Annotated in this window: 20 protein-coding genes and 1 tRNA gene; 9 read left to right on the top strand and 12 right to left on the bottom strand. The window is 38.5% G+C overall.

The annotated features are described in order from the left end of the window. The first annotated feature begins 33 nt into the window (after window positions 1-33). On the top strand, window positions 34-576 hold the full coding sequence (locus ALPR1_RS08535; RefSeq protein WP_008199962.1) for a DUF4136 domain-containing protein: 543 nt from the start codon (window positions 34-36) through the stop codon (window positions 574-576). 21 nt (window positions 577-597) lie between these two features. Beyond that, entirely contained in the window at window positions 598-1236 is a 639-nt protein-coding gene (locus ALPR1_RS08530) for a hypothetical protein (protein ID WP_008199961.1), read from the top strand. A gap of 76 nt (window positions 1237-1312) precedes the next feature. Here ALPR1_RS08530 and ALPR1_RS08525 read toward each other — a convergent pair whose 3' ends face one another. Then, entirely contained in the window at window positions 1313-3847 is a 2535-nt protein-coding gene (locus ALPR1_RS08525) for a phosphoenolpyruvate carboxylase (RefSeq protein ID WP_008199959.1), read from the bottom strand. A 173-nt stretch (window positions 3848-4020) separates the two neighbouring features. Between ALPR1_RS08525 and ALPR1_RS08520 the strand changes: the two genes are divergently transcribed. Next, window positions 4021-5160: a lactonase family protein gene (locus ALPR1_RS08520; RefSeq protein WP_008199958.1), complete on the top strand. Its 1140-nt coding sequence runs from the start codon at window positions 4021-4023 to the stop codon at window positions 5158-5160. On the opposite strand, the gene ALPR1_RS08515 is transcribed toward ALPR1_RS08520, so the two are convergent. Continuing rightward, window positions 5157-6227 (bottom strand): o-succinylbenzoate synthase, encoded by a 1071-nt coding sequence (locus tag ALPR1_RS08515; protein ID WP_008199956.1) that lies wholly within the window; start codon window positions 6225-6227, stop codon window positions 5157-5159. The genes ALPR1_RS08520 and ALPR1_RS08515 overlap by 4 nt on opposite strands. A 74-nt stretch (window positions 6228-6301) precedes the next feature. Here ALPR1_RS08515 and ALPR1_RS08510 point away from each other — a divergent pair, with 74 nt between their 5' ends. Together ALPR1_RS08510 and ALPR1_RS20265 are read left to right on the top strand one after the other, a co-directional pair. Beyond that, window positions 6302-7519, top strand: a complete 1218-nt coding sequence (locus ALPR1_RS08510; RefSeq protein WP_008199955.1) for an S-adenosylmethionine:tRNA ribosyltransferase-isomerase — start codon at window positions 6302-6304, stop codon at window positions 7517-7519. A gap of 38 nt (window positions 7520-7557) precedes the next feature. Further along, window positions 7558-9087, top strand: coding sequence for a hypothetical protein (locus ALPR1_RS20265; protein WP_008199953.1), 1530 nt, complete (start codon window positions 7558-7560; stop codon window positions 9085-9087). Here the strand turns inward: ALPR1_RS20265 and ALPR1_RS08500 are convergent. Together ALPR1_RS08500 and ALPR1_RS08495 are read right to left on the bottom strand one after the other, a co-directional pair. Beyond that, complete coding sequence (locus ALPR1_RS08500; protein WP_008199952.1) at window positions 9084-10334, bottom strand: nitrogen regulation protein NR(II); 1251 nt, start codon at window positions 10332-10334, stop codon at window positions 9084-9086. The genes ALPR1_RS20265 and ALPR1_RS08500 overlap by 4 nt on opposite strands. Before the next feature lie 265 nt (window positions 10335-10599). Further along, window positions 10600-10854: a hypothetical protein gene (locus ALPR1_RS08495; RefSeq protein WP_040302671.1), complete on the bottom strand. Its 255-nt coding sequence runs from the start codon at window positions 10852-10854 to the stop codon at window positions 10600-10602. Between the two features lie 446 nt (window positions 10855-11300). Between ALPR1_RS08495 and ALPR1_RS08490 the strand changes: the two genes are divergently transcribed. Next, window positions 11301-11392 (top strand) — tRNA-Ser (locus ALPR1_RS08490). Between the two features lie 167 nt (window positions 11393-11559). Here the strand turns inward: ALPR1_RS08490 and ALPR1_RS08485 are convergent. Then, window positions 11560-12402, bottom strand: a complete 843-nt coding sequence (locus ALPR1_RS08485) for a helix-turn-helix domain-containing protein (protein ID WP_008199950.1) — start codon at window positions 12400-12402, stop codon at window positions 11560-11562. A 123-nt stretch (window positions 12403-12525) separates the two neighbouring features. Between ALPR1_RS08485 and ALPR1_RS08480 the strand changes: the two genes are divergently transcribed. The 3 genes from ALPR1_RS08480 to ALPR1_RS08470 all read left to right on the top strand — a co-directional run bounded on the left by ALPR1_RS08480 (window position 12526) and on the right by ALPR1_RS08470 (window position 16843). Continuing rightward, complete coding sequence (locus ALPR1_RS08480) at window positions 12526-13821, top strand: nucleoside hydrolase-like domain-containing protein (RefSeq protein WP_008199949.1); 1296 nt, start codon at window positions 12526-12528, stop codon at window positions 13819-13821. A gap of 148 nt (window positions 13822-13969) precedes the next feature. Further along, window positions 13970-15358, top strand: a complete 1389-nt coding sequence (locus ALPR1_RS08475) for a pectate lyase family protein (protein WP_050776381.1) — start codon at window positions 13970-13972, stop codon at window positions 15356-15358. A gap of 93 nt (window positions 15359-15451) precedes the next feature. After that, the gene (locus ALPR1_RS08470; RefSeq protein WP_008199946.1) at window positions 15452-16843 is read left to right on the top strand and encodes a DUF1593 domain-containing protein; all 1392 of its coding nucleotides are present in this window, start codon (window positions 15452-15454) and stop codon (window positions 16841-16843) included. Window positions 16844-17790: 947 nt separating this feature from the next. Here the strand turns inward: ALPR1_RS08470 and ALPR1_RS08460 are convergent. The 7 genes from ALPR1_RS08460 to ALPR1_RS08430 form a co-directional block, all read right to left on the bottom strand. Next, window positions 17791-18090 (bottom strand): AtuA-related protein, encoded by a 300-nt coding sequence (locus ALPR1_RS08460; RefSeq protein WP_008199943.1) that lies wholly within the window; start codon window positions 18088-18090, stop codon window positions 17791-17793. A gap of 1 nt (window position 18091) precedes the next feature. Next, complete coding sequence (locus ALPR1_RS08455; protein WP_008199942.1) at window positions 18092-19432, bottom strand: acyclic terpene utilization AtuA family protein; 1341 nt, start codon at window positions 19430-19432, stop codon at window positions 18092-18094. 4 nt (window positions 19433-19436) lie between these two features. Then, on the bottom strand, window positions 19437-20714 hold the full coding sequence (locus ALPR1_RS08450; RefSeq protein ID WP_008199941.1) for a CitMHS family transporter: 1278 nt from the start codon (window positions 20712-20714) through the stop codon (window positions 19437-19439). Window positions 20715-20742: 28 nt separating this feature from the next. Continuing rightward, complete coding sequence (locus ALPR1_RS08445; RefSeq protein ID WP_008199940.1) at window positions 20743-21765, bottom strand: alpha/beta hydrolase; 1023 nt, start codon at window positions 21763-21765, stop codon at window positions 20743-20745. Window positions 21766-21868: 103 nt separating this feature from the next. Beyond that, window positions 21869-22750, bottom strand: coding sequence for an alpha/beta hydrolase (locus ALPR1_RS08440; RefSeq protein ID WP_008199939.1), 882 nt, complete (start codon window positions 22748-22750; stop codon window positions 21869-21871). A 59-nt stretch (window positions 22751-22809) separates the two neighbouring features. Then, the gene (locus tag ALPR1_RS08435; protein ID WP_008199938.1) at window positions 22810-23646 is read right to left on the bottom strand and encodes a sialate O-acetylesterase; all 837 of its coding nucleotides are present in this window, start codon (window positions 23644-23646) and stop codon (window positions 22810-22812) included. A 42-nt stretch (window positions 23647-23688) separates the two neighbouring features. After that, window positions 23689-26142 (bottom strand): glycoside hydrolase family 95 protein, encoded by a 2454-nt coding sequence (locus tag ALPR1_RS08430; protein WP_040303398.1) that lies wholly within the window; start codon window positions 26140-26142, stop codon window positions 23689-23691. Window positions 26143-26228: the final 86 nt, after the last annotated feature.

Below are 26228 nucleotides of genomic sequence, written 5' to 3'. Positions count from 1 at the left end.
ATTTCATTTTCTATCTTTTAAATCAGTTTCACTATGAAAGCTTTTCGTTTACAATTCTTATTTCCAATCCTTTTCTTACTTGGAAGCTGTACTTCATCTTTAGTGACAATCGAGAATGACAGTTATAAGGATTTTGATTTATCGGCCTATGAAAGCTTCGGCTTTTTTGAGGTGAGTGAATCAGAGCCCGATAACCCTAATTTCGCAAAAGCCGTGGAGTTATTGAAACAAGAAATATCGCAGGCTATGGAAAGTCGAGGACTGTCTGAATCACCCAATCCTGAATTAAAAATCAATTTGGGTTTAGTGGTAGAAGACAAAGTTCAAACTCGAGAAACCAACCTAGCCACAGATCCATTTATGTATACTGGACAAAGAAGGTATACATGGAGCGTAGAGGAAATACCTGTTGGAACCTATAGAGAAGGAAGTCTTACCATGCACTTAGTGGATTCTAAATCAACTCAAGCTGTTTGGGTGGGTACCATAGAAAGGGTAGTTCCAAAAAAAGATGAGAAGAAAGCTGAAGCGATCAAATTTGCTGTGGCAGAATTATTCAAAGAGATTGATAATTAAAAAATACTAACAACTATTAATATGAAAAAAAGCAGTTTATTCGGCGCACTTTTAGTCTTGATCATGGTTTCAGGCTGTGCACCATCTACAAAAATCCTAGGTTCCTGGACTGGACCAGATACTCCTGCAGAGCCATATAACAACATCTTTGTTACTGCCATTACTGAAAATTTAGTGGCAAGACAAACTATTGAGAATGACATAGACGCCATGTTGCAAGCAAGAGGAGTAACAGCATCAAGTAGCTTTGATATAATTCCTCCAGGATTTAAAGCCACAGAGGATAATAAAGCAGCAACTGTAAAGGCAATAAAAGATGGTGGCAGCGATGCTATCATGACCGTTGCTTTGTTGGATCAAACAAGTGAAACCAGATATGTTCCTGGCTCTACTTCTTATTACCCAATGGGATTTGGCGGTTATTATGGTAATTTTTATGGTTATTACTCTTACTATAACCCAGTAATGTATAACCCAGGGTATTATGCTACTGACAAAAATTACTATTTGGAAATCAACTTATACGATGTAGATACACAAAAATTGGTTTGGTCTGCTCAGTCAGAATCTACTAATCCCTCTTCTGTAGAAACATTCTCTAAATCATTTTCTGAATTGGTAGTTACTCAGATGATCAAAGATGGTTTGATTTCTCAATAAGAGTTCTTAGAGTAAAAACAAAAGCCCTGATTCCAAATGGAATCAGGGCTTTTCTATTTTTAAACTTTCTCCTCAATTATGCGGCATTCCTTGCTGCATTGATGATACCAAACATACTACGAAGAATCAACTTCTGAAGGAGCTCGGAGTTCTGTCCAGTTTCCAACATGGTTTGAATGGCATATTGCTGAATGGTAATAAGAGGTAATACGATTTTTTCTCTGATAGCAATTGACTTTTTGCTGACTTGGTTATCACCCATCAACTCGTCCATCTCAGACACTAACTTCAATTTATCAATCGATTTATGGTATTCTGCGTACATAATTTCCCAGAATTGACCATAAGCTTCATTATCCTTTAAGTAAGCTGTGGCAGGGTAAAAACACTTATTCAATGACTGCATGGAATTACCCAGCAACGCTCTAAAGAAAAGGCTATTTTTATAAAGCTTTCTTACCTCATCGATGCGGCCTTCTGATTCCAACTTATCGATAGCAGTCCCTACTCCATAGAAACCAGGAATATTTTGCTTCATCTGAGCCCAGCTACCTACAAATGGGATAGCTCGTAAGTCCTCAAACTTCAATCCTCCACCTTTCCCTCTTTTCAATGGTCTGGAGCCAATATTGGTCATCCCGAAGTATTTTAAGGGCGTAACATGTTCTAAATAAGGGACAAATTTTGGGTGACTTTTGAAGTCCTTGTAAGATTCATAGGCCACAGAGGAGAGTTCTTCTATTAAAGCTCTCTGCTTCTCATCCAAATTATTTTCACTGTCTGAGTATAGGTGGTTTTCCAAACCTGCACTCAACAGTTGTTCGAAATTATAAGTACATGAAGCCTGCTTACCATAATTGGCAGAAATAGTTTGACCTTGGATAGTCACCTGTATTTCGGAGTTCTCAACTTTTTCTCCTAGAGAAGCATAGAAATTATGCATGTTTCCACCACCTCTTGCAGGAGGTCCTCCTCTACCATCGAAGAATACCACTTCTATGTCATTCTCTCTTGAAACTCTGGTGAGCTCTTCTTTTGCTCTAAGAATTGACCAGTTAGCCTGAAGGTATCCACCATCCTTGGTTCCATCAGAGAATCCAAGCATAATCGTCTGCTTATTTCCCCTACTAGCCAAGTGGGCTCTATATTCTGGCATTTGATACAGCGAAGTCATAATTCCTGGCGCTTCAGCCAAATCATCAATTGTTTCGAAAAGAGGTACAATATCCAATGGCAACTGCTTCTCTTCTTTTCCGACCGTTAACTTTGCCAGCTTATAAACTTCTAATAAATGCTTTCTAGACTGACAGTTTGAGATGATATATCGATGAAGTGCATCTTCTCCATTCGAGTTCTGCACTGTTCTGATCACCCCAAATGTCTTTAACATTTCAATGTGAAAATCATCTTGAAACTTCTCTAAATCTGGGAGACTTTCAACCCCCATGATTTGCTCTATTTGATCGTCCTCAGTTTCTTTCCAATTGATCCCCTGAATAGAAAATATTTCCTCCCAAAGACTATCATGTTTTCTACTGTCCTGACGAGCATCCATGTAGGCAAAGTGTAAACCGAAAATTTTCACTTTTAGGATAAACTGATCCAAAACATCCACAAACATGGAATTATGGTATTGAATTAAAGAATCCCTCACTTCAATAAGGTCATCCAATAACTGCTCTTTTGAGGTGTAAACAGCTTGATCTTCGAATAGAGTATTATAGATATTGCGCTCTATTGTCAGAACTTTATCTTCCACATGTTTGAAAGTCAATCTTCTTTTGATCTTCCTTAAATCTCTGTAATAACACCTTAATATCCATTTCTGAAGTCTTTCAGCTACCTTAACAGTAGTTTCATGAGTCACAAATGGATTTCCATCTCTATCTCCTCCTGGCCAAAATCCGATCTTCAATAATCCTGGGTTGTCCCAAGTATGAAGCGGAATATCTAAACTGGAGAGTAAACGGATCATGATGTCCGAGATACTTTGGTAAAATACATTTTCCAAAAACCAGATCAAGCTGACCGCCTCTTCATAAGGGCTCGGCTTCTCTCTATTGATAAATCCGGTTTTACCCAACTGCTTTAACAATAGGTTTATTTTTCCGATATCATCTGATCTAATCGCATTTTCTAGATCTGTAATAATCCCCAAAACGCTACCCGGATAAAACTGTGTTGGGTGAGCAGTTAAAGTTAATCTTACAGAGAACGACTTCAATTTTTCAATCAAAGCTTCTCTTTTATGATCATTATCTGCACGATCTATTAATGCCTTGATCGATCCTTTTCCTGAAAGATCGTTTATCTTCTCATAAGCGGCGTCTTCAATGGAGTCAAACAAAACGACTTGTCGCTCGACATATTGAATCATCTTAAAAAGAAGATTATTTTGTTCGGTTTTTGAGTTTCCAGCCATCATCTCCTCAAAAAATCCATGAATGATTTCTTTTGGAGTCAAACCATTTTGAAAACCTTTTTGACAGGCTGTGCCAAGGATTGGCAACAAAGTACCTGTCCTATAAATGTCATCAAATGGAAGATCTAAAAATAGACTGTTGTAAATTGTAAATCGCTTAGCGACTTCGGTATCATAGGTTTTATGCATTAGGGTTTGTTTTTTTTAAAGCATACTAAATTAAAAAAAATTCTATGTTTTACCCAATTATTTGCCTATTCAATAACAGAAAAGGCAAATCGTTTAATTATTTCCATTTTATTTGAGAAAATTCAAAATATCAAGCAATAATTAAACATCCGATAATTTCCTATCTTCCCATTATGAAAATACTAATAGCTCTTGCTTCAATCACATTGCTTTTTACAGCTTGTTCAAAACCCTCTGAAAACAAAATGACCAAAGCCCCCAAGAACTATTTATTTTTAGTAGGAACTTATACTGATGGGCCTCAACAAGGACTTAATATACTTAGATTTTCGCCAGAAGAAGACTCTATTTCCGCTAAAGTTTTAAGCCCAGACATCCAAAACCCCTCTTTTGTCATTGCTACTAGAGATGCAGATAGAGTTTTTACCCTAGAGGAAACTGCTGGAGAAGGAGGTGGTGATATTGTCAGCTTTAGTTTTGATAAAAATACGATGAAACTGAACATGCTTTCCAAAGCTTCTTCAGGAGGGGATCATCCATGCTATATCGGAATGTCCCCAAATGAGAAGTTTATAGCCGCAGCCAATTACACCGGAGGCAGCCTTAGCATTCTATCTAATGAACCTGATGGAACATTGAAGTTACTTCAAACCATACAACATGAAGGAAGTAGCATTAATGAGGCAAGACAAAATTCTCCTCATGTTCATAGTACAGTTTTCAACCCCTCAGGAGATCGTCTATTGGTAGCTGATTTGGGAACAGACAAAATCTATAATTATAAAGTTTCCCCTGAAAGCGATACACTTCTTTCATTGGTAGCTGAGTATGATCAAAGCCCTGGTGATGGCCCTAGACACTTGACATTTTCCAATGATGGAAACACAGTCTTTGTTGTACAAGAGCTTACAGCTATGCTAGAAATTTATGATTTTAAAGAAGACACATTCACTTTAAAACAACGCCTTTCTTTATTGGATGAAGGATTTACAGGAGATGTAGGAGCGGCAGAAGTGCGAGTTACTCCTGACGGACAAAATGTTTATGCCTCCAATAGAGGTGACGCCAATACCATTTCGGTTTTTCTAAAGAACGCCGGTGGAGAATATGAGCGAATTCAAAACATCCCCTCGGGTGGAATTATGCCTAGAAATTTTAATTTCACTAAAGATGGTGAATACCTATTAGCCGCACACCAAGCAAGCAATGATGTGGTCGTATTCAAGAGAAATCCAGAGGATGGCAAGCTTTCAAAGACCCCTTGGAAAGTGGAAATCAATAAACCAGTATACTTATTTCAATTACCTGATTAAGAAGGTTGCTCCCAGAAAATTTTCGGATTATAGTTAATCTGCCCACTGCTTACCATAAGGGGAGATGCTAGATTATTTTCAAATAATTTTCCGGTACCAAGACCCTGGGGCAAGTCAGGCTTATATTGACTAGTCAATTGAGTAATCGCATTCAGCCCTACATTACTTTCCAAAGCGGAAGTCATCCACCAGCCAATTTCTCTCTCCTCGGCCTCTTGAATCCACTCCCGGGCCTCTTTAATGCCTCCTAGCAAGCTTGGCTTAAGAATGATGAATTGCGGTTTTATCTGATCTAAAAGCAATCCCTTTTCTTTCACGCCGATCAACTCTTCGTCTAATGCGATAGGTAATGGAGTCTGAAGGCATAATTCCGCCATAGCATCAACTTGTCCGGCTACAATTGGTTGCTCAATACTATGAAGTGATAATGAAGAGAGTCTTTGTAATTTCCCAAGAGCTTCATCTGGGGCAAAAGCTCCATTCGCGTCCACACGCAAAGTCACCTCTTCCGGCCCATAATTAGATCTGATGTATTGAAGAAGCTCCAGCTCTTGCCCAAAATCGATCGCTCCGATCTTCATTTTTATACAAGCAAAACCCTCCTCCAACTTTTGATCTATTTGATCCTTCATAAATCCCTCATCCCCCATCCAGATAAGTCCATTGATCGGCAAGGGTTTTAAATGATCAAAAAAATCATTTTTCAATATTCGCTTAATCCCACCGTTTAATAAATCTAAAACTGCTGTTTCGAAAGCAAATCTGATACTTGGTAGGTTAAAAGGAACCTCTTCAGAAATAGCCTTTAAAATGGACAACTCATCTCTTCCCCAATCAAGTTTGCTTAGTTTAGCCAAATAGGCACATAGAATTTCTTCAAAATCTGGTCTATCGTCAGGACTCAGTTTCACCAAGGGAGCGGCTTCCCCCCACCCAATAAATTCTGGCTTATCTTTTTGAAATGCTTTTATCCAGAAAACCTCTTTTGATTTCAATACTCCTCTAGAGGTTCCAGCATCAAATCGGAAGATTAAATTTCTTTTGATATAGTCAAATTGAATTTTCATGAATTATTATAGAAGCAGGATGACAAAACAGGAAATCCTTGGACAAAACCTATATTTGCAGTCAAATCAGCAAAATGGCTATGAAAATCCCTGAAATTGATTTAAAAGCATACGAATATACATTACCAGAAGATAGAATCGCCAAGTTCCCGCTTGAAAAGCGAGACTCTTCAAAGCTTTTGCTTTACAAAAATAAATCAATCCAGCATTTACAGTTTTACAATATCCCCGAATTAATCCCCTCAGAAAGCCTTTTGGTGTACAATGACACCAAGGTAATTCCTGCTAGATTAATCTTTCAAAGAGTCACCGGTGCCCGAATAGAAATTTTTTTACTTCAGCCAGTAGCACCAACTACGGTTATTCCAGAAATCATGCTTGCCAAGCACCCAGTAACTTGGGAAACAATGATAGGGAATGCTAAAAAATGGAAAGAAGGAGAAACGCTTCATGGTTTGGTAACCCTAGGTGATAAAAACATCAAGTTATCCGCCCAACTGGTAGACAAGAATCAAAGACGGGTCACCTTTTCCTGGGACGATCCAGAAATTTCTTTTGTGGATGTAGTTGAAGGAAGTGGAGAAGTACCACTCCCTCCTTATTTGAATAGAAAGCCTGTAGAAGATGATAAAAACAGGTATCAAACCGTTTATTCAGAAAAAGAAGGTGCGGTAGCAGCTCCTACAGCTGGATTGCATTTCACAAATGAAATCCTTTCAAAACTTAAAGAAAAAGGGGTTCAAACGGAACAAGTTACACTTCATGTCAGCGCTGGAACTTTTCAACCTATTAAGGCAGAAAAAATCACTGAGCACCCTATGCACAGCGAGCAAGTTCATATTCCAATAGGTGCGATAAAGAACTTCATCAAACATGCAGGGCAAATCATAGCCGTTGGTACCACATCTGTCAGAACTTTAGAAAGCTTGTATTGGTTTGGGGTAAGGCTTATTAGAAAGGAAACGCTAGAGTTTTTTATCCCAAAGCTATATCCATATGAAAACATTGAAAACCTCCCCTCTTCTGTTGAGGCATTTCAATCAATTCTAGAACATATGGAAAAACACAATCTGGACACCTTGGTAGGTTCAACGGAAATATTCATTTTTCCTGGTTATCAATATAAAGTAGTCAAGGGACTTATTACTAATTTTCATCAGCCCGGTTCAACCTTAATTTTACTGATCGCAACTATCCTAGGAGATGATTGGAAGAAAGTATATGAGGAAGCTCTAAACAATAACTATCGATTTTTGAGCTATGGGGACAGTAGTTTACTTTGGATTGATTAGTTTAGGATGAAAGCTATTTCCAAATCTCTTGATTTTTCATGAAGCCTTTTCACAAGTATTTACTTCTAATTTTGGCAATAAATTTTGCCTGCAATGAAAATGAGGAGCCTCGTGAAGGTTTTGGAAAACTTACTATTTTGGGTGTTGAGCTTAGTAAAAACTTAAGCGCAAACAATGGAAGGATTAATGCTGATAAAATTTGGAAACATTCCTATGTAGAGAAATTTGACCTTTCTTTTGAACATCAAAATGGAGAAACATTCCAACTTTCTATCAACCCAAACAACTTCGAAAAAACCTATTCTCTAGAGCTTCCTTTAGGCAATTATATCGTCAAAGCAGATCAAAGTGGTTCAGAATTATCAGAACTTTTGCCCTTGAAAACAGAGACGACACTAGACTTGGCAAATAAACAACAAGATTGGATCTTACCTGTTGGCTCTGATTATGGATTGATAAGTATTTCCAATAAAAACCTTGATGGAAAACCTACTATTTCCTCTCACCCAAGCAGTGATTTCTTCAATAGATCAGAAGACTATTATATCTACATTAAAAATGGAGTAGCGTTAGATATTAATCTCCCGCTTTCTAACCCAAGTCATTCTTTTCATGTTTTAAAGTCCTCTAAAAGTTACACTCACCAACAAATACAGCTTTTAAAAAATGGCGAAGCCAGTGAAGATTATTTAAGTGATGACTTTGAAAAAGAGGAAGAAAGAATCAACCTGGACAATGAGAACAAACCGCTGAATTTAAGTCCGCTCATTATCGGGGAATTAGGCTCCCAGGCAATAGAAAGTTCAGGAATCGAATGGATTCAAGGGCGTTTATTTTCGATTAATGACAGTGAAAACGAAGCGAAAATTCAGGAAATAAATCCTGAAAATGGAGAGGTAATCCGAGAAATTGAAGTCACAAATGCCTCCAATATTGACTGGGAGGAACTTACAGTATATCAAGACCATCTGTATATAGGTGACTTTGGAAATAATCTTGGGATGAGACAGGATTTAACCATTTTAAAAATACCTATTTCAAATCTATTAGCTTCAGATAATACAATAGCAGATAAGATTCACTTCAACTTCTCTGATCAAACTGATTTTAATGTTAATGGGAATTTTGATTGCGAATCATTTTTCATTTTCAACAACCAATTTCACCTTTTCTCTAAAAATACGGCAGATGGAAAAACCAAGCATTATACTCTCCCATTAAATGGAAGCAGTCAAATAGCAACCCTACTAGAGAATTATGATGTACAAGGACTGATTACCTCCGCAGACATAAGTGAGGATGGTACTAAAATCGTGCTTCTTGGATATGAGGATAAAGGTCTCAATTCAAAATCTTTCATTTGGTTGATTTCGGAATTTACCGACACCAAGTTCTTTCAAGGTAAAATTAGAAGAACCTTCTTAGGTAGTCCTGCTAAATTCTCCCAGACTGAAGGAGTTGTTTTCTTTACAAATGAGGAGATCTATATTTCTGGAGAAGAAATCAATTTTGGAGGTTTGTATATTCCGCCAAGACTTCTAAAAATGAATGTTGAAGGCCTTTTTTAATCAAAAGCCCCTACTTTTTTTGCATTGTTTCTTATCACTTCATCCAGCTCCTTAGCAAGGGGTTTCAAATAAGAGAAATACTTCTGATTCTCTGTGTCTAGTTGCTGAGGATCAATTAAATCTAAAAGTCCCATCATAGAAGAAAGTGGAGACCTTAGGATATGAGAAGGTTTCATTGCAACCTCACGAAGGGCATTATTTTCCTTTTGTAATGACATGAGCTTTTTGCCCCACTCAGATAAATCCAATAAGTGAATCATAGCAAAACTATCTCCATCAATTTCTGATTGTATAAGGCTAATATTTACTTTCCAAAAGCCGAAATCGCTAGAATTATTTTTCAATCTTAGGTCAAACTCAGAAGGTTGCTGCTCACAAAAAACTTCAGCAACTTTTTCTAATAATTTACCTACAGCCATTGATTCATTTTCAAAACAAAGTTTTGCGCCTTCCTCCAAGGATTTACCAAACCATTCTTGTCCTAGAAGTTGACCCTCTTCATTTAATTGAACAAGCGTCAAATCCTTTTTCACTAACCAAACAGAGCCAGGAATAGCTGCTAATTGACTTTCATTAAAAGGCTTCTCCATTTTAATTTTGTCTGTTTTTTTCATCTCCGGCATTAAAAAAAGCTGATTTCCTGATTTTTGATAAATTAATAAGGAGGAAAATACTTCCCCGTTTTGACAATTTTTTAAGCGTATGGCACAAGGAGTTTTATCTCTTTTGTACCGATTCAATTTTTCTAATTGAGCTACATCTACTGGCACTAAAACCTCACTAAAAAAAGCTAAGTTTTGTACCATATCTACATCCACTTCCAGCCATCCTCTAACTTTTTCATCTAATGACAAAGTTTGTAGCCTTTCGTCTAAAACTACACTTCCAAAATCCAACAAATCACTAAGGCTATGCCAAGGTGTTTCATATTGAAGCATCTTGAAATCTACTCCTAAGCCAAACACTCCCAAAATATCCATCTCAGGGGTTGTTATGACTGAAAACTCCCACCAAACAGGCAAGACCTTCTCTTTACCTACCAAACTCAATAATAATTGGTGCTTTGACTTTGGTGATGAAAGCATATTATCAAACTCCACTTCAAGTGATGCTTGCGATTCCCTGTTCAAAGCCTCCAACAAGCATTTTTTCTTTGACACTTCAACAGTATCAATGAAGCGCTTATTTGAATTCAATACATTTCCCTCAACATCTAAATGAACCAGATAAAAATGCTCTGATTCCATCAAAATCTCCGGAATAAGATTTTCTATATTCTCAACACAAATCACAAGCTCTAGAAGATGGTAGGTGACAACTTCAAGTATTTTGACTCGAAATATTGACAAAATTATCCACTAAAAAAAGGGGCTAGTTATGAAATTAAATACTCAAAATCATTCATTTTCAGACGATTATTCGTTCTACTCTATTAAAAAGTCGGTGCATCAATAAAAAATGCTTTTCATCCCTGAAAAGCATTTTAAAATAATTTAAATATTTTTTAAAATATTATGCTGTAACTAACGTTTCGAAGTCAAAATCTGAATATTCAATCTCTTTCACCATCAGAATCAGGGCATTGGCAAATTCCTGCTTGCAGGCAAAAACCTCAAAAGGATAATCCGAATTACCAGTATATTTAATCAGGCTTGACCCAAAAAAGCGTTGTAGTTCCTCCTGAGAGTTAGCTTTTATCAACACGCATCCCGTTTGCTCCGCGGAACCTTCGATTAAAAAATTACAGTTTTTCGTTTGAATTAGCATCTTTAAATATGTTGAATAAGCAAATGTAGAGAAGCGAATCAGCAATAAAAATACCCAGTACTGGGTATTTTTTAAATATTCAATAGCAATGCTAAAAATTATTTCTTTTGATAACCAGTATTTTAACAAAAAAGTATCGACAATTTAATTTCTAAGCCGTTTAGACTTGTTATAATCTTAGCAATTGATTTATATTTGCAACGCATTTGGGAATAGGAAGAAAGTCTCTGCGATTTTCTCCACCAAAATCTAAATGTAAGTTGAGCAAGTCACAAATCCACGATAGTTATCGGGACAGCAGCTTGCTAAACATAAAATAGAGAGTTGGGTGAGTGGCTTATCCACGATAGTTATCGGGACAGCGGCTTGCTAAACATAAAATAGAGAGTTGGGTGAGTGGCTTATCCACGATAGTTATCGGGACAGCGACTTGCTAAACATAAAATAGAGAGTTGGGTGAGTGGCTTAAACCAGCAGTTTGCTAAACTGTCGTACGGGTCAAACCGTACCGGGGGTTCGAATCCCCCACTCTCTGCCATTAAAAACCCTAATTCAGTTAAAATCAACTAGTTAGGGTTTTATTTTTTAGATCAGAAGCGAATTCATCTAATTTTTAGAAATTAGGTTCATTTATAAACCACAACTATTCATTCATATTTCAAAGTCTCGTACCATCCGTACAGTACGAGGGGTACGAACCAACCTTCAGTTTAGAAAACTATTGCTTTTCCTAAAATCCCGAGGAGTGTAACCAGTGATCTTTAAAAAAGCAGCGTTAAACCGACTGATGGATTGAAAACCACAATTGAAAGCAAGCTGGGTGATCGGAAGATCCGAAGTAAGTAATAACCGCTGTGCATGTGAAATGCGCTCTTCGGTAATGTACTCACTTAAGGTTGTTCCAAAAGTTTTTTTAAAGATAGTATTGGCATGATCCGGATGCAGTTCTACGGCTTTTCCTATATCAGATACTTTGATGGGTTCTGTATAATGTTGAGCAATAAACATAGCAATTTTTTCCACTTGGTTGGCTTCTTTGATATGTGAAGTAGAAATACTTTTGGAAGTGCTTGGAATATATTCATATGCCATTCTATTCACACGCCCTTGAACTTCCAACAAGGCAATTTTAGGATTTTTCTTTTCCTGAAAATCATCGAACCAACGTTTAAAGTTGGTTTCATCTACAGAAGAATAAATAGGATTGGCCTCAGAAATAATTTCTCCATTCAAAATTTTTTCAACAAAGCTTGCCGGTAATTTCCATTCCAAAAAAACCGAAAAGGGGACAGTACAAACGTAATATGGAAGTCCGGCTTCGAAAGCTACTATTTGATGAGGTGTCAGAGCCCAAAATAAAGTGAATCTATTAGCTGGAATTTTAATTTTCTTTCCTTGAAATAGATAGGTAATCCCTTCTTCAGGGAAAAAATTAATTTCTATTTCATTATGGCGATCAGGTCTGTGCATTAGATTAGGCAACCACATTTCACAGGAAAAACCATAAGGTTTAAAAACACTTCTCTTCTCGTCAAAACGTCTTATCATCTCGGAATTCGATAGATTATTAGATAAATTTAGGTGGTTTTTAACTAAATGCGAGAATAATTTTACCCCAGTAAATATAGATTGAATGTTTTTAATAAAATCTAATAAAGAAGTTGAGGTGAAATGAAATTCAATGAGAGTATACTATCAAGTTTAGCGGGGATATTCATTTTTGCAGCTATTACGGGCTGCAACGAACAACCAGTGGAATCCGCCAAACCTAGAGTAATAATAAGTTCGGACATAGGCGGAACTGATCCTGATGATTTCCAATCGATGATACATTTATTAATGTATTCAGACCGAATCGAGCTGGAAGGATTAGTTTCATCGCCTTTTGGTGATGGAAGAAAAGAGGACTTTATAGATATGATTGATATCTATGAAAAAGATTATAATCAGCTCCTCTCCCATGCTCCGGAACTCCCAACTCCAAATTCTCTGAGGGCAATAACCAAGCAAGGCCAAAAAGATGCGGCCCCGTTCAAAGGTTATACAACTCCTACTGAAGGTTCGGAATGGATTATTACCTGTGCAAAGAAGAAAAGTGAACAGCCACTTTGGGTGTTGGTTTGGGGAGGAATAGAGGATCTGGCTCAGGCCTTACATGATGCTCCTGAGATCAAAGAAAACATAAAGGTTTATTGGATCGGAGGTCCTAATAAGAAATGGAGTATCAATGCATATTCTTATATCGCAGAGCATCACCCTGACCTCTGGATGATCGAGGCAAATGCAACGTATAGAGGTTGGTTTATGGATAATGAATCCCCGGATGAACTGAAAGGAGATGCTTATTATGAAAATTACATTCAGGATCGAGGTGAGTTGGGCAAGGATTTCATCAAGTATTATGATGGGAACATTAAAATGGGCGATACGCCTTCACTCGTTTATCTAATGAATGGGGACCCCAATGATCCTACCGGAGAAAGTTGGGGAGGAAGTTTTGAAAAGATCGATCGTAGTTCCAGAAATGTATTTATCGGTGGAAGTACAGTGCAAGACACAGTGGCGGCATATTCCACAATTGAGTGGAGATTTGAAGGCCCAGAACTCAGCGTTCCCGAAGACTCTGTAGTTTTCAACATAGAGGTCCAGAATCAGACCTGGCCTGGATATTATCTAGGAAATGGGACTTATGGAGTGAAGTATTCTTCTAAAAAACCAGAACATGGATCCTATAAAACCAGCAGTTCCATTCCCGAAATTGATGGGTTGGTAGGAGCGTATATGAGTACAATTCCATGGCCGGGAAAAGCAACGGCAGATGATTATCAACTTGGACCGAACTGGTACAGTGATAGGCAAAATCCAGCACTTTATATTGAAGATCAGCAAGGGGCAAAAACCATCTCAAAGTACAGAAAGGAGTTCTTGATGGATTGGGCAAAACGGTGGAAATGGCTGGAAAAGTAAATTCTTTGCTCACAAGTTCAGAAGCACAATGCGGTCAAAATGCTAGCGTTAACCAAATCCCACTAGACCTTATCTCATTACTGGGCGAAAAGCGGATTTACAAAGTTTCAATTATTCAAATTCAGAGAACTAACAATACACCCAACACATGAAAAAAATCATTATAATATCCATTTTGAGCATGATTACTTTCATTTCAGCATTTTCTCAGCAACTTGCTTTTCCCACTGCTGAAGGATACGGAAAATATTCGAAAGGTGGCCGCGGAGGAGCAGTGTATGAAGTTACCAATCTGAATGATAGTGGAGAAGGGAGTTTGAGAGCTGCGGTCGACGCTAAAGAACCACGAACTGTAGTCTTTAGAGTTTCCGGAACGATAGACCTGGAAAGCCCTCTACGTATCAAAAACCCCTATATTACCATAGCCGGCCAAACGGCACCTGGAGATGGGATTTGCATTAAAAAGAACCCCATATTGATCGGTACTGATCATGTAGTCATCCGATATTTGAGAGTAAGGCTTGGAAATGAATCCGGTGATGATACCGATGCAATCTCCAGTAGATATAACAAGCATCTAATTTTAGACCATATTTCCGCCAGTTGGAGTGTCGATGAAACCATGTCAATCTATCATAATGACAGTATTACAGTCCAGTGGAGTATTATTTCCGAAAGCATGTACAATTCCAATCACATAAAAGGATCTCATGGTTTCGGAGGAATTTGGGGGTCAAATTATAGTAGCTATCATCATAACCTGATTGCACATCATAGTAGCCGAAATCCAAGAATGGCTTCAGGTTCTGGTTATACAGACTTTCGAAATAATGTAGTCTACAACTGGGGATTTAATAGTACATACGGAGGAGAAAACCAGCAAGTTAATAATCCAGAATTTGCATTTTCAACTATTAACATGGTTGCTAATTACTACAAACCAGGACCTGCAACAGAACCTGGTGAACTTCAATATAGATTAGCCAACCCAAATATGCGCGATTCAACAAGTGACTTTGGCAAATGGTATATAGCTGATAATGTGATGGAAGGAAATGCAAATGTCACTTCCAATAATTGGGACGGTGGAGTTCAGCCTCAAGGAGGGGAAGAAAACCTGAAATTCGTCAAGCTTGAAAAATCATGGGATGCTATGCCTATTCATCAACAAACCGCAGAAGTAGCCTTTAACCTAGTTCTTGAGAATGCTGGTGCAATATTACCTAAAAGAGATGAAGTGGATACTCGGATAGTCAATGAGACGAAAGGCGGATTTGCTACTTACGAAGGTGCTACCTATAGGCAAAAACAAAATTTAGCCGACCCTTCTAAAAAGTCAGGAATTATAGATACTCAAAACGATGTTGGCGCTTGGCCTGAACTGATGAGTTTGCCAGCACCAAAAGACTCCGACCACGATGGAATGCCCGATGCATGGGAAAAAGCAAATAATCTAAATCCCCAGGATCCGGAGGACCGAAATCTGCTTCAAGAAGGATATACTATGCTGGAAAAGTATTTGAATTCAATCAAATAGTAACTGATCAGGAAAGCTAAAACACCTGATCAAACCCAAAATAAATTTAAATTAAACCTGTGACTCTTCAACTCCCCTGAGGCTCTTCAAATCATGAAAAAAGTAAATTTTTCCATATTTCTAATATTACTCCTCTCTAATAATCTTTTTGCACAGCAAGGCATAAAGAACACTCCTCCAAAGCCGAGAATTGTAGTGCTTACAGATGTTTCCACTTGGGAAACAGACGATAGTGAATCTCTCGTTCGATTGATGGCACATGCAGATCTCTTTGAAATTGAAGCCTTGATTTTCACGACTGGTTGGAGTTTAGATAAAACACGGGCTGATTTTATGGACTTGATCCATGTTGCCATCGATGCTTATGAGAAGGACTTGCCAAATTTGATGAAGCGCTCCAATCAGCAAGGCTTTTTATCCGATGAATCTCATCAAAAAATAGGCTATTGGCCAAGTCCAGACTATTTGAGAAGTGTCACCATGTTTGGAAGTGAAAACCGTGGATTAAAATTTATAGGAGAAGGCAATGAATCTGCAGGAAGCGATTTTATTATCCATCTGGCAGACGAAAATGATGATAGACCACTTTGGATTACGGTTTGGGGTGGTGGAAACACACTTGCCCAAGCAATTTGGGATGTGAAACAAACTCGCTCTGAAGCTGAACTGAAGGCCTTTCTTCACAAAACCCCAACCTATGCGATTACCGATCAGGATCGGGATCAAAAAACGCCATATGATATTAGTTCTCATTTCTGGATGAGAAAGGAATTTTCTGATGCGCTTTTATTTATATGGGATGAATCTGACTGGAGATTTCAAAATGGAAAAGGCAGGAAAAATTGGGAAGCCTATGCTGAGCATATTCAGAGCCATGGAGCTTTGGGAGCCGTTTATCCCAAATACAAATATGGCGTGGAAGGAGACACACCAGCATTTTTGTATTTGCTGCCAAATGGTTTGAGCAACCCTATGCAACCTAGTCAGGTGAGTTGGGGTGGATATTCTACTTTCCAGCTCAGTGAAGATGGGGAAACCATGGCATATACAAACTTCAAAGCACCTGAATATGATATATCAAATAAGTATTTGGAGCATTTCTATCCAGCCACTTTCAATAATTTCGCTGCTCGAATGGATTGGGCAAAAGATGGTACTGGAAATCGGAATCCAAATGTGGTGATCAATAAAAATGAAGGAATTGAAATCATCATACAAAAAGTTAAACCAGGAAAGAAAGTTTCTTGGGATGCATCGAAGTCCTCTGACCCAGAAGGAGATGCTTTAACATTCAGTTGGTGGACAATTCCTGAAGCCGGAACTTACAAAGAAGACGTCATCATAGAAGGAAATGATTCCAGAAAAGCAAGTTTAACCGTTCCAGAAGATTTTGCGGGAAAGACTTTACATATCATCTGTGAGGTAACAGATTCAGGATCTCCAAGACTCACTAGTTATCGCAGAATAATAATTGAAGGTAAGTAAACCATTAAATATTTATTTATATAAAACCTTCTTTACTCATTTACACTTTTAAACTCAACGGATATGAACCCTATCCGTAAACTGATGTATTAGTAATTCAAAAACACTTCCGATTATGTAGTCAGTAATAAAATTTTTTTGGAACTGTATTCATCAGCTATATTGCTTTGATGGGAGCCTTGGGAGCGGAAAATCCCTTTCCTCTTTTTGCTGTAGCCTGGGTATATGGATCATTTACATCCTGAGTTTGCGGTCAAAAAGAAAAAAGGAATTGGACAAGGAGAGATTGATCCGAGAGATCTTGGATAAACTTTATAACTATGAAAGTGGAATAAAAATAACCCCAAAATCACTACCATTTCAAATTACTTTTATCTAGCTTTTATTCCATTAGTATGGAACCATTTGAAATTTAAGCTTGTCCAAATAGTAAAGCCAGTGCAAAGGTCAAAGTGAAAGTCAACATTAAAACTAAAAATGTATTCAGACCTGAAATCCACCTCTTTTTCTTAGGAGCATTCCATCTAGTCCCAAAAATTATTGGTTTTCCAGTTCTCAGTTCAGTTAGATAGTTCAAAAGCCAAAAGGCAACTAGAAAACTAAAAGGCATAAATAAAAAAAATGCCCCGATGTAGTAGCCTATCAATCCAATTCCTAAAGTCAATAGAAATTGTTTAAGAAAATAATTGGCATCTCTAAGTTGGTTATATGGCTGTTTACCTATACGTTCAGAAAATTTCCCTTGAATGAAATAAAAGCAATATCCAACCCCAATTAAACATGAGGAAAATAAAACGATATTATAAGAATCGTGAAAATATTGCATCTAATTATAAAGTCGAAAAATTGTTATTTTAATCCATATCCCTTTTCCCTTTAATATATTATTCTCTAAAAACGTTAATAATTTTCCCAAAATGATATTTTTTTTCAGCTTACTTCAAAAATCATAGCTCCATCATCAGCAAATAAGAACTCATAGATTTTCCATGTTTATCCAAAGTTGATGCACTGGTAACGCCTCCTTCTAAAGCATCGTAAAGAACAAAGTTCAAGGCGCCTAATTGAGGTAATTCATATCGGATCACATCCCCTTTTACCCGTTCACCAAACCAGTCTTTTACTTTATCTGCTGTCACCTTTTGGAGGACCAAATCAAAATTGGATTTATCGTAAACAATCAATGAAATATTGCTGATGTTTCCTTTATCTCCAGTTCTGGAATGCGCTATTTCCCAAAGTTTCATATCAATCAATGGTTTGGTAAATGATCTTGGTTTTTACTTCTTTTTTGGGCATAAGGACGGAGGCAATAGAAATCAACTCACTCAATTTCTGAGTTGCTCCACCGCCGCCAGCAGGTCCGTTGGTATAAAGCGCTTCCACTTCTAATCCTATTTTTCTGGCTTCTGAAGCATTGATAGACTTTCCTGCCACACGTATCCTTATTTCAGAAGGCTCTGCTATTACACTAGATTGAGTTATAGTATTGAGTGAATTAACTCCAATCATTTCAAATCTTAAGTCAGAAAGTTCTTTACTCACCAACCTCTTTTGAAGAATTTCGATTGCCAGCTCAGCACGCTTCAAACAGTTTACGCCTCCATAACTAATTTCACCTTCTCCCAAAAAACCATTTCTGTAACCCACACTTACTTTATAAGTTTCTGTGGCCTGATTTCCAGTGCCTCCTATGAAAGCAACTTTATCTTTTCCCAACTCCTGAAATTCTACTTTCGAAAAATCTGCGGTACAGTCTGGGGTAAAATATTTCTTTGGATCATGGATCTCATAAAGCATTTGTTCTGTACATGTAGCAGTATTCACCACACCTCCAGATCCTGGTATTTTGGACACAAAACCATCTCCAGATTCATTCACCTCGACGAAGGGAAAGCCAACATTCCATAGCTCTGGAACATCCTTTACGCCAGGGTCAGCGAAATATCCGCCACAAACCTGAGCTGCACATTCCAATAAATGACCTATCAATGTCCCTTTTCCCAATTTGACATAATCTTCCAAACTCCAATCAAATTCGTAAATCAATGGCGCCAAAAATAAGGAAGGGTCAGCAACTCGTCCAGTGACTATAATATCTGCACCGTTTTGCAAAGCTTCTACAATTGGCAATGCTCCCAAATATGCATTGGCAGAAACAATATTTTCTTTAATTGAAGATAAAGGTTGACCAGTTTCTAGAATTAATAAATCATCCTGACCTTTTATTTGCTCCAACACATCATCCCCAAATACTGCTGCAATTTTCATCCCTTTCGCACCGGCTTGCTTAGCCAATTCAGCTATTATTTTCGCTGCTTTTTCGGGGTTGGCTGCTCCCATATTGGTGATGACTTTGATCTTGTTTTTATAGGCCAATGGAATGACTTTTTCCATCCTATAGTTAAGCAAATGATTGTATCCTTTGTCAGGGTCTATTCTTTTTTGCTCTTGTGCGATGGCAATTGTTCGTTCGGCCAAGCATTCAAACCCAATGTAATCCAGTTTCCCTTTCTCCATCAATTCGAGGGCAGGTTCCAACCTATCCCCTCCGTATCCTGCTCCGCTTCCAATTCTTATCTTCTTCATATTCTTAAAAGGAAATAGCTCCAACTAAAAGAGCCACAATCAATATTATCATACTTACCAGAAAAGCATAAGGTATCGTTTTACGCTGATGATCTGCCAAGTCAACTCCTGTCAATCCAATTAACAAAAAAGTTGCACCAGTTAATGGGCTTACAGGAAAACCAGTAGTCATCTGTCCCATTATTGCCGCCCTTCCTACTTCTATCCCAGAACCTCCAAACTCCACGGCTGTCGAGGACAATAAGGGTAAAATCCCAAAGTAGAATGAATCAGGATCGAAAAGAAGACTCGCAGGCATAGCTAATACCCCAGTGATCACCGCCAAATGATTACCTATCCAATTTGGCGTATAGGCTACGGCAGAATCTGCCATAGCGGATATCATTCCCGAACCTTTCAAAATACCAGTAAAACACCCTGCGGCAAATAGAATACTTGCCATCAAAATAGCTGCTTTGGCATGTGCGTCGATTCGTTTGCTTTGCTCCTTCACTTTCGGGTAATTCACTGAAATAGCAATGCAAAAAGCCACCATAAAAATCACGTGTGGTGGAGCTAACCCCGAGACAAGAACTCCAACAGCCAGTAAAATCAGTATAATATTGAACCAAAAAAGCTTAGGTCTTTCCAGTTCGCTGAAAGTATTCTCTTTATCAATTTCAACCTCAGCCATATCACTTTTTCTTTCACTTTTACCCAAGTAAAAAGCGATTAAAAGAACCACAATCAAACCTACTAAAACAGGAATTAACAACGGATTAAATAATTCGGTAACCTCAACTTCCAAAGCCGATGCGGCTCTAATGGTTGGCCCTCCCCAAGGAAGAATATTCATGGTTCCTGCTGAAAGAGCAACAATACAGGCGAGATTAGCCCGCTTCATATTCAGGGCATCATATAATGGAAGGAAAGCCGGAATAGTCACTAAAAAAGTTACCGCCCCTGAGCCGTCCAAGTGGACAACCATTGCCAAAACAGCCGCTGCCACTGAGATTCTTGCAGGATCGTTCCCCGCAAACCCCAACAACTTGTCAATTATTGGTTTGAAGGTTCCTGCATCCGTGAGAACCCCAAAAAACAAAATGGCGAAAATAAACATAACCCCAGTTGGAGCAATGGTTTTAATTCCATCAGTCATGAAGTCCACCAATTCAAAACCAAAACCACCGATCAACCCCATCACTATCGGCACCATAATCAAAGCCACTACAGGAGATGCTTTTTTTGACATCACCAATACAAGCAAAATGACTATGGTTAGGAAACCTAAAAGTGACAACATAGGCTGAGGAATTGGAAAAATTCAGGGATTAAAATTCTAAATATTCATCAAAGAACGGCAATACCTGTTGAGGTATGCGTCCATCCTTAGTGTAAATCCCGCTAGTATGCGTGCCTATGTATTCTTCGGCAAAATGGGTGATTCCTACATTCTCCAGCCGCTGACTAAACATTTTACATTGTATCGTAAATCTGTCTCCGGCATTTCTACCCCAATCCATTTTGATCGCTTTTAGTTTTTGAAGGTTTTCTAAATTATCATCTATCATATGTACCGGCATATTTGCATACCATTTTTGCAAAACATCTTCATGTACGATCAGCTTTTCACCTTGGTATTCAAATGGGAAATCACAATAAAATGGAGGGTTATTAGGATTTGGAGACCATGATCGCCCAAACGCCATCATCACACTTCCAAAATAAGTTTTACCAAGTTCCTCTAGCGTAGTGATGGTAGAAAGCTCTTTGAATGTATTGCTATTGGGACCGTACTCTCTTACAATTGTCAATGCCCCTGGACTAATTGCATACACTGTATTAAATATATCCGGATGATGCATCGCCAACTTTATAGCACCGTATCCTCCCATACTGTGCCCGGTAATCCCCCTGCTTTCTTTGGTAGCAATAGTCTTATAATTTTTGTCCAAATGGGACACTAGATCAAATGCAGTAAAATCTTCCCAGCCTCCAAAATATTCCGAATTGCTGTAAAAGCTTCCACCATAAGAAGTCAACTGATTAGGAATAACTAAAATAAATGGCCGAATTCTTTTCGTTTCAATTGCATAATCCAAAATTTCCTTCATCCCACGCATTTCGTGCGTACCGGTAAATCCATGCAAGAAATAAATCACCGGATACCTAGCGTCACTTTCATGGTAACCTGGAGGGAGATAAACACTGATTTTTCTAGTGGTAGCTTCACCAAAATCGTTTTCCAAATAGGAACTATAAACAGAATCTACCTTGATTTCACCTGTTGTTTGCGAAAAACTAAGGGCCGAAAACCCACAGATGAAAATGAAAATCAGAAGTAATTTTTTCATGGAAATTTGAGATTTATTATCAAGTATAATAAAATTCACCCGGAAATGATCTTTTATTAAAAGGGCAATAATTTATCCCTCATTAATCTTACAAGTACATTGATTAAGAAATGTCAAGCGGACTATATTGATCAAACTTAGATTCATCGACTGGCTTGAAAAGTAGCTGAGAAAACATATAAAGTCCATTTTTCCAAACCTTGAAATCATGCCCACCAGTCTCTAGGTAATAGATATGCGGCACATTATTTTCTGCTAGATATTCATGGGTACGGGAAGAGAATCTGAGCAATCCATCGGCATCTCCACAAGAGATCCAAAGTACTTTCAACATTTCCTTCGCCTTCTCAGGATCTGGCACCAAGACTTGTGGTTCCTTGGTATTGGGAGCAGAGGAAAATCCACCTACCCAAGCAAACTTGTCCAAATTGCCTAGGCCAAAATTAAGAGACTGCCCTCCTCCCATGGAAAGTCCGGCAATTGCACGGTTCTCTCGATCGGTAAGCACAGGGAAGTTTTCTTCCACATAAGGAATCAGGTCATCTAGCAAATCCTTTTCAAATGTCGCAAAGGCCTGAACCTTCTCCGGTGCCATAATATTTCCTCCTTTACTATCATCTTTCATTGCTCTTCCATTCGGCATTACCACGATCATGGGTTCCAGCTTTCCGTCTGCATAAAGGTTGTCAAGAATGATCTCTGGATGTCCTCCCTCCAGCCATTCTTTCTCATCTCCTCCTATGCCATGAAGCAGGTAAAGCACTGGGTATTTTTCATTTTTAGAAAAGCCCGGAGGAGTGTAAACTGTGGCTTTTCTGTCATTCCCCACCGTTTTAGAGTTATAAGTAATGGTCTCAATTTTACCATGAGAAATTCCCTCTCTAGCTTGATCAAAACCAGTTGGGGCCTCCTTTTCTAATTGCTGAGCTTGGAGCAATCCAACAAAAAGGAACAAAAATAGAAATAGGTTAAATGAGCGAGTCATAGGTTTATAGGTTTTTTATTGAGTTTAATTATAGTGATTGGCTACAAGATATAAATTTGTCATTTCATTAGTAGCTGGGCCATTTGTTCGCCGTAGCGTGACCCTAATAAGCGATAACCTGAAGCGGAAAAATGTAATCCATCCGCTATCGCCTCGCAATCCGCTGATGAAATCACGTAGGAATTTGAAATCACCTCAGGAAGTGTAGCGATGATTGGGTTCATGCTGGCACATTTGCCACCTTGTTCAGCACTCACCAGCTCGCCCGCCAAAAGCGGTACAGAATCCGGATCCAAGCCAAGGTCAAATAAAAGATTATCATATACACCTTTCACTTTCTTAGGCCAAGATTGATCCCCTGTATTTGATTCTCCCTGATGAAGTAAAATCCCCTTGATTACCCCATCTTTTTGAGCAATTTTAGCCAATTCAAGTAATCTGCCATAAGGATTCCCATCGTATTGAGCGATCATGCCTTTCATCCATCCGGGAGCAGTTTCAACATAAGATTCGTAATTATCTTTCTCGAAAAGTTCGATTTTACAGCCACCTACAGACACATTGATAATTCCAATTTTTATGCTGTCAGGGAGGCTAGCGGCCAATGTTTTCCCAAAATAATCACCTGGAGTAATACCTGTATTGCATCGAGTTAGAGGGGGAACAGCTGGATACCAATTCCCCATCTCTCGGTTTAAATCTGGACAATCTACTGCTTGAAGTACCTGAAACCGCTCATTTGCCACTGTATCCTGAGGCTCATATTTTGAGTGGCCTTCCATATTAGACTGACCGAAGCTAAGGAAAACGTAAAAATTAGGATCTTGAGCAAAACTCTCAAATACAGTGAGAAATAGCAGCAATGGGATAATAAAAAAGGCAGACCACTTTTTCATATTAGGTTTTTTGGGGATTTAAAAGTTACATAGAAAATCAGATTATTTGGAGACAATCTCATAAATCTCTCCGGCATTTGTATTTAGGTCGTAAACAGAAGTTTCACCAAGATTGGGCGGAATAATTTTAGCTTGTGGAGATACTATTGGATCGGCTGTAACTGGCACCTGATAGAAAGGGTTAGGATTGGAACCACTGGCTTCTTTTAATCCATTTTCAAGTAGCAAGGAATTTGGCACTCTCAATCTTAAGTTTCCTCCGATGTTAGATTTTATTACTAATTTTTCGATTTGCCCGTCTTCCCAATCCAGTTCCACTACTTCAAAACCTCCTTTAGCTCTAATTCCTGTAATACTTCCATCTTGCCAAACATCAGGCAATGCTGGAAGCAAATGAATTTCTCCATTGGCACTTTGAACCAACATTTCAGTAATTCCAGAAGTACAACCGAAGTTGCCATCTATCTGGAAAGGAGGATGCGCATCAAAAAGGTTATTATAAGAACCTCCACCCCCTTGGTTGCTACCAACAGGAGAAAGCTGATTTTGTATTAGTTTGTAGGCATGATTTCCATCAAGCATTCTAGCCCACCAATTGACTTTCCAGCCCATGCTCCAACCAGTAGATACATCTCCTCGTTGGATCAAGGTATTTTTGGAAGCTGAATACAATTCTGGAGTGCGCAGTGGAGAAATTTGATTTGAAGGATATAAACCATATAAATGAGATATATGACGGTGATGGTCATTTGGGTCGTCAATATCATCTAACCATTCCTGAAGTTGCCCATGTTTTCCTATCTGCATAGGAGGCAATTGGTCTCTCATTAATTGAAGGGTATCGGCAAAAGCTTGATCTATTTTAAGTAATTCCGAAGCTTGGATCACAGTGCTAAAGGCATCAAAAACCAACTGATTATCCATCGTGGTTCCAGCATCCAAAGAAGAACCATCATGAGCAGCTGGAGCATTTTCAGGAGAAGTACCTGGATTGACTACCAACCAAGGCTTGTCTGGATGTTCTACTAAAAAGTCCACATAAAACATCGCCGCACCTTTAAGGATTGGATAGATGGACTTCAAGTATTCCATATCACCACTATACTGGAAATGATCCCAAAGATGCTGACTGGTCCAAGCTCCACCTCCACTCCAGATCCCCCAGAATATCGCATCTACCGGACCTGTGATTCTCCAAATATCCGTATTATGATGCGCCATCCACCCTCTGGCTCCATACATCACCCTAGCTGTTTCCTCTCCTGCTTCAGCCATCTCAGAAACCATCTTCAGGAAAGGCTCATGAAGCTCAGCCAGATTGGTTTTCTCTGCAGGCCAGTAGTTCATCTGCGCATTAATATTGATCGTGTATTTGCTGTCCCAAGGGGGTGACATCTCTTTGTTCCATATACCCTGCAAATTTGCAGGCTGGCCACCAGGTTGAGAGGAGGAAATCAACAGATACCTTCCGTACTGATAATAAAGCGATACTAAAGAAGGATCATTGCCTGTCCTAAAGTTTCGTAAACGCTCGTCTGTCGGAAGTTTAGAAGCATCTGTTTCTCCCAAACTTAAACTCACACGATTAAAATAGTTTTGGTAATCAACCAAATTGGTCTTTAGCAAATCATTAAAAGATTGGGTAGTAGCATTTACTAGAAAACCTTTTGCTCTTGAGTTTTCATCCCCTTCCAAATCCAAATAATTATTGAAATTGGTAGCTATGGCAATATAAATCGTGGCTTCATCAGCATTTTTTACCGCGATAGAGGTACCTGTTGATGTAAGTTTCCCTCCTATATTTTTGATTTTAGTAAGACTTTTGAATTTAATTTTTCCTTTTACTCCTTCATGATCTGTTGTGGTCCCAGAAATTGCCAATTCATTATCAGAATTAAGAGCAATAGAAGCATTTGGCTGAGGCGTAGTCATGGATGCTATGAATGAAATCATGCCTGGCTTACTGGCAGTTAGGTGAACTGCGATTACATTTTCTGCAAATGAGGCTATAGCTTCTCGTGTATAGACTACTCCATCAACCTCATAGGTAACTTTTGAAACCGCCCGCTCAATATCCAATTCTCTTCGATAGTTTGTAAATGTAGTATGCCCCTCAAATGCAATATTTAGATCCCCAACAGGCTGGAATTTCTGACCATTTGACTTCTTGGTTTGAATGGTTTTAGAAGCCAATTCCTCAGCTTCCTTTTGCTTACCTTCGAAAATTAATCTTCGGATTTCAGGCAAAGCAGCTAGGGCATCAGGATTATCATTTCTATTAGGTCCTCCAGACCAAACGGTATGCTCGTTGAGCTGGATTAGCTCATTTTCCACATTACCATAGACCATTGCTCCTAATTTTCCATTCCCGATAGGTAGTGCATTGGTCCATACTTCACCAGCTGGTTGCTCGTACCAAAGGGTCAAAGGAGACCTTTCTTGAGCATAACTTTGTAAAGACAGAAGAACTAAAAAATAACAAATCACATTTCTCATAGGATAATATTTTGGGTCAGTAAACATCTCACTTTTCCTGTAAAGGCGAATAGAGACACGTTTGTTAAATGTTAAAATACTGACAA

This window comes from Algoriphagus machipongonensis (genome assembly GCF_000166275.1).
GTDB classification, from domain to species: Bacteria; Bacteroidota; Bacteroidia; order Cytophagales; family Cyclobacteriaceae; genus Algoriphagus; species Algoriphagus machipongonensis.
Note: the sequence above shows the minus strand (reverse complement) of the source record. Positions and strands in the feature narration are given on the sequence as shown.

What these genes read in the sequence shown, in the direction of transcription:
- ALPR1_RS08535 (WP_008199962.1), top strand. Translation starts at nt 34, where the DNA reads ATGAAAGCTTTTCGTTTACAATTCTTATTTCCAATCCTTTTCTTACTT.
- ALPR1_RS08530 (WP_008199961.1), top strand. Translation starts at nt 598, where the DNA reads ATGAAAAAAAGCAGTTTATTCGGCGCACTTTTAGTCTTGATCATGGTT.
- ALPR1_RS08525 (WP_008199959.1), bottom strand. Translation starts at nt 3,847, where the DNA reads ATGCATAAAACCTATGATACCGAAGTCGCTAAGCGATTTACAATTTAC.
- ALPR1_RS08520 (WP_008199958.1), top strand. Translation starts at nt 4,021, where the DNA reads ATGAAAATACTAATAGCTCTTGCTTCAATCACATTGCTTTTTACAGCT.
- ALPR1_RS08515 (WP_008199956.1), bottom strand. Translation starts at nt 6,227, where the DNA reads ATGAAAATTCAATTTGACTATATCAAAAGAAATTTAATCTTCCGATTT.
- ALPR1_RS08510 (WP_008199955.1), top strand. Translation starts at nt 6,302, where the DNA reads ATGGCTATGAAAATCCCTGAAATTGATTTAAAAGCATACGAATATACA.
- ALPR1_RS20265 (WP_008199953.1), top strand. Translation starts at nt 7,558, where the DNA reads ATGAAGCCTTTTCACAAGTATTTACTTCTAATTTTGGCAATAAATTTT.
- ALPR1_RS08500 (WP_008199952.1), bottom strand. Translation starts at nt 10,334, where the DNA reads ATGGAATCAGAGCATTTTTATCTGGTTCATTTAGATGTTGAGGGAAAT.
- ALPR1_RS08495 (WP_040302671.1), bottom strand. Translation starts at nt 10,854, where the DNA reads ATGCTAATTCAAACGAAAAACTGTAATTTTTTAATCGAAGGTTCCGCG.
- ALPR1_RS08485 (WP_008199950.1), bottom strand. Translation starts at nt 12,402, where the DNA reads ATGATAAGACGTTTTGACGAGAAGAGAAGTGTTTTTAAACCTTATGGT.
- ALPR1_RS08480 (WP_008199949.1), top strand. Translation starts at nt 12,526, where the DNA reads ATGAAATTCAATGAGAGTATACTATCAAGTTTAGCGGGGATATTCATT.
- ALPR1_RS08475 (WP_050776381.1), top strand. Translation starts at nt 13,970, where the DNA reads ATGAAAAAAATCATTATAATATCCATTTTGAGCATGATTACTTTCATT.
- ALPR1_RS08470 (WP_008199946.1), top strand. Translation starts at nt 15,452, where the DNA reads ATGAAAAAAGTAAATTTTTCCATATTTCTAATATTACTCCTCTCTAAT.
- ALPR1_RS08460 (WP_008199943.1), bottom strand. Translation starts at nt 18,090, where the DNA reads ATGAAACTTTGGGAAATAGCGCATTCCAGAACTGGAGATAAAGGAAAC.
- ALPR1_RS08455 (WP_008199942.1), bottom strand. Translation starts at nt 19,432, where the DNA reads ATGAAGAAGATAAGAATTGGAAGCGGAGCAGGATACGGAGGGGATAGG.
- ALPR1_RS08450 (WP_008199941.1), bottom strand. Translation starts at nt 20,714, where the DNA reads ATGTTGTCACTTTTAGGTTTCCTAACCATAGTCATTTTGCTTGTATTG.
- ALPR1_RS08445 (WP_008199940.1), bottom strand. Translation starts at nt 21,765, where the DNA reads ATGAAAAAATTACTTCTGATTTTCATTTTCATCTGTGGGTTTTCGGCC.
- ALPR1_RS08440 (WP_008199939.1), bottom strand. Translation starts at nt 22,750, where the DNA reads ATGACTCGCTCATTTAACCTATTTCTATTTTTGTTCCTTTTTGTTGGA.
- ALPR1_RS08435 (WP_008199938.1), bottom strand. Translation starts at nt 23,646, where the DNA reads ATGAAAAAGTGGTCTGCCTTTTTTATTATCCCATTGCTGCTATTTCTC.
- ALPR1_RS08430 (WP_040303398.1), bottom strand. Translation starts at nt 26,142, where the DNA reads ATGAGAAATGTGATTTGTTATTTTTTAGTTCTTCTGTCTTTACAAAGT.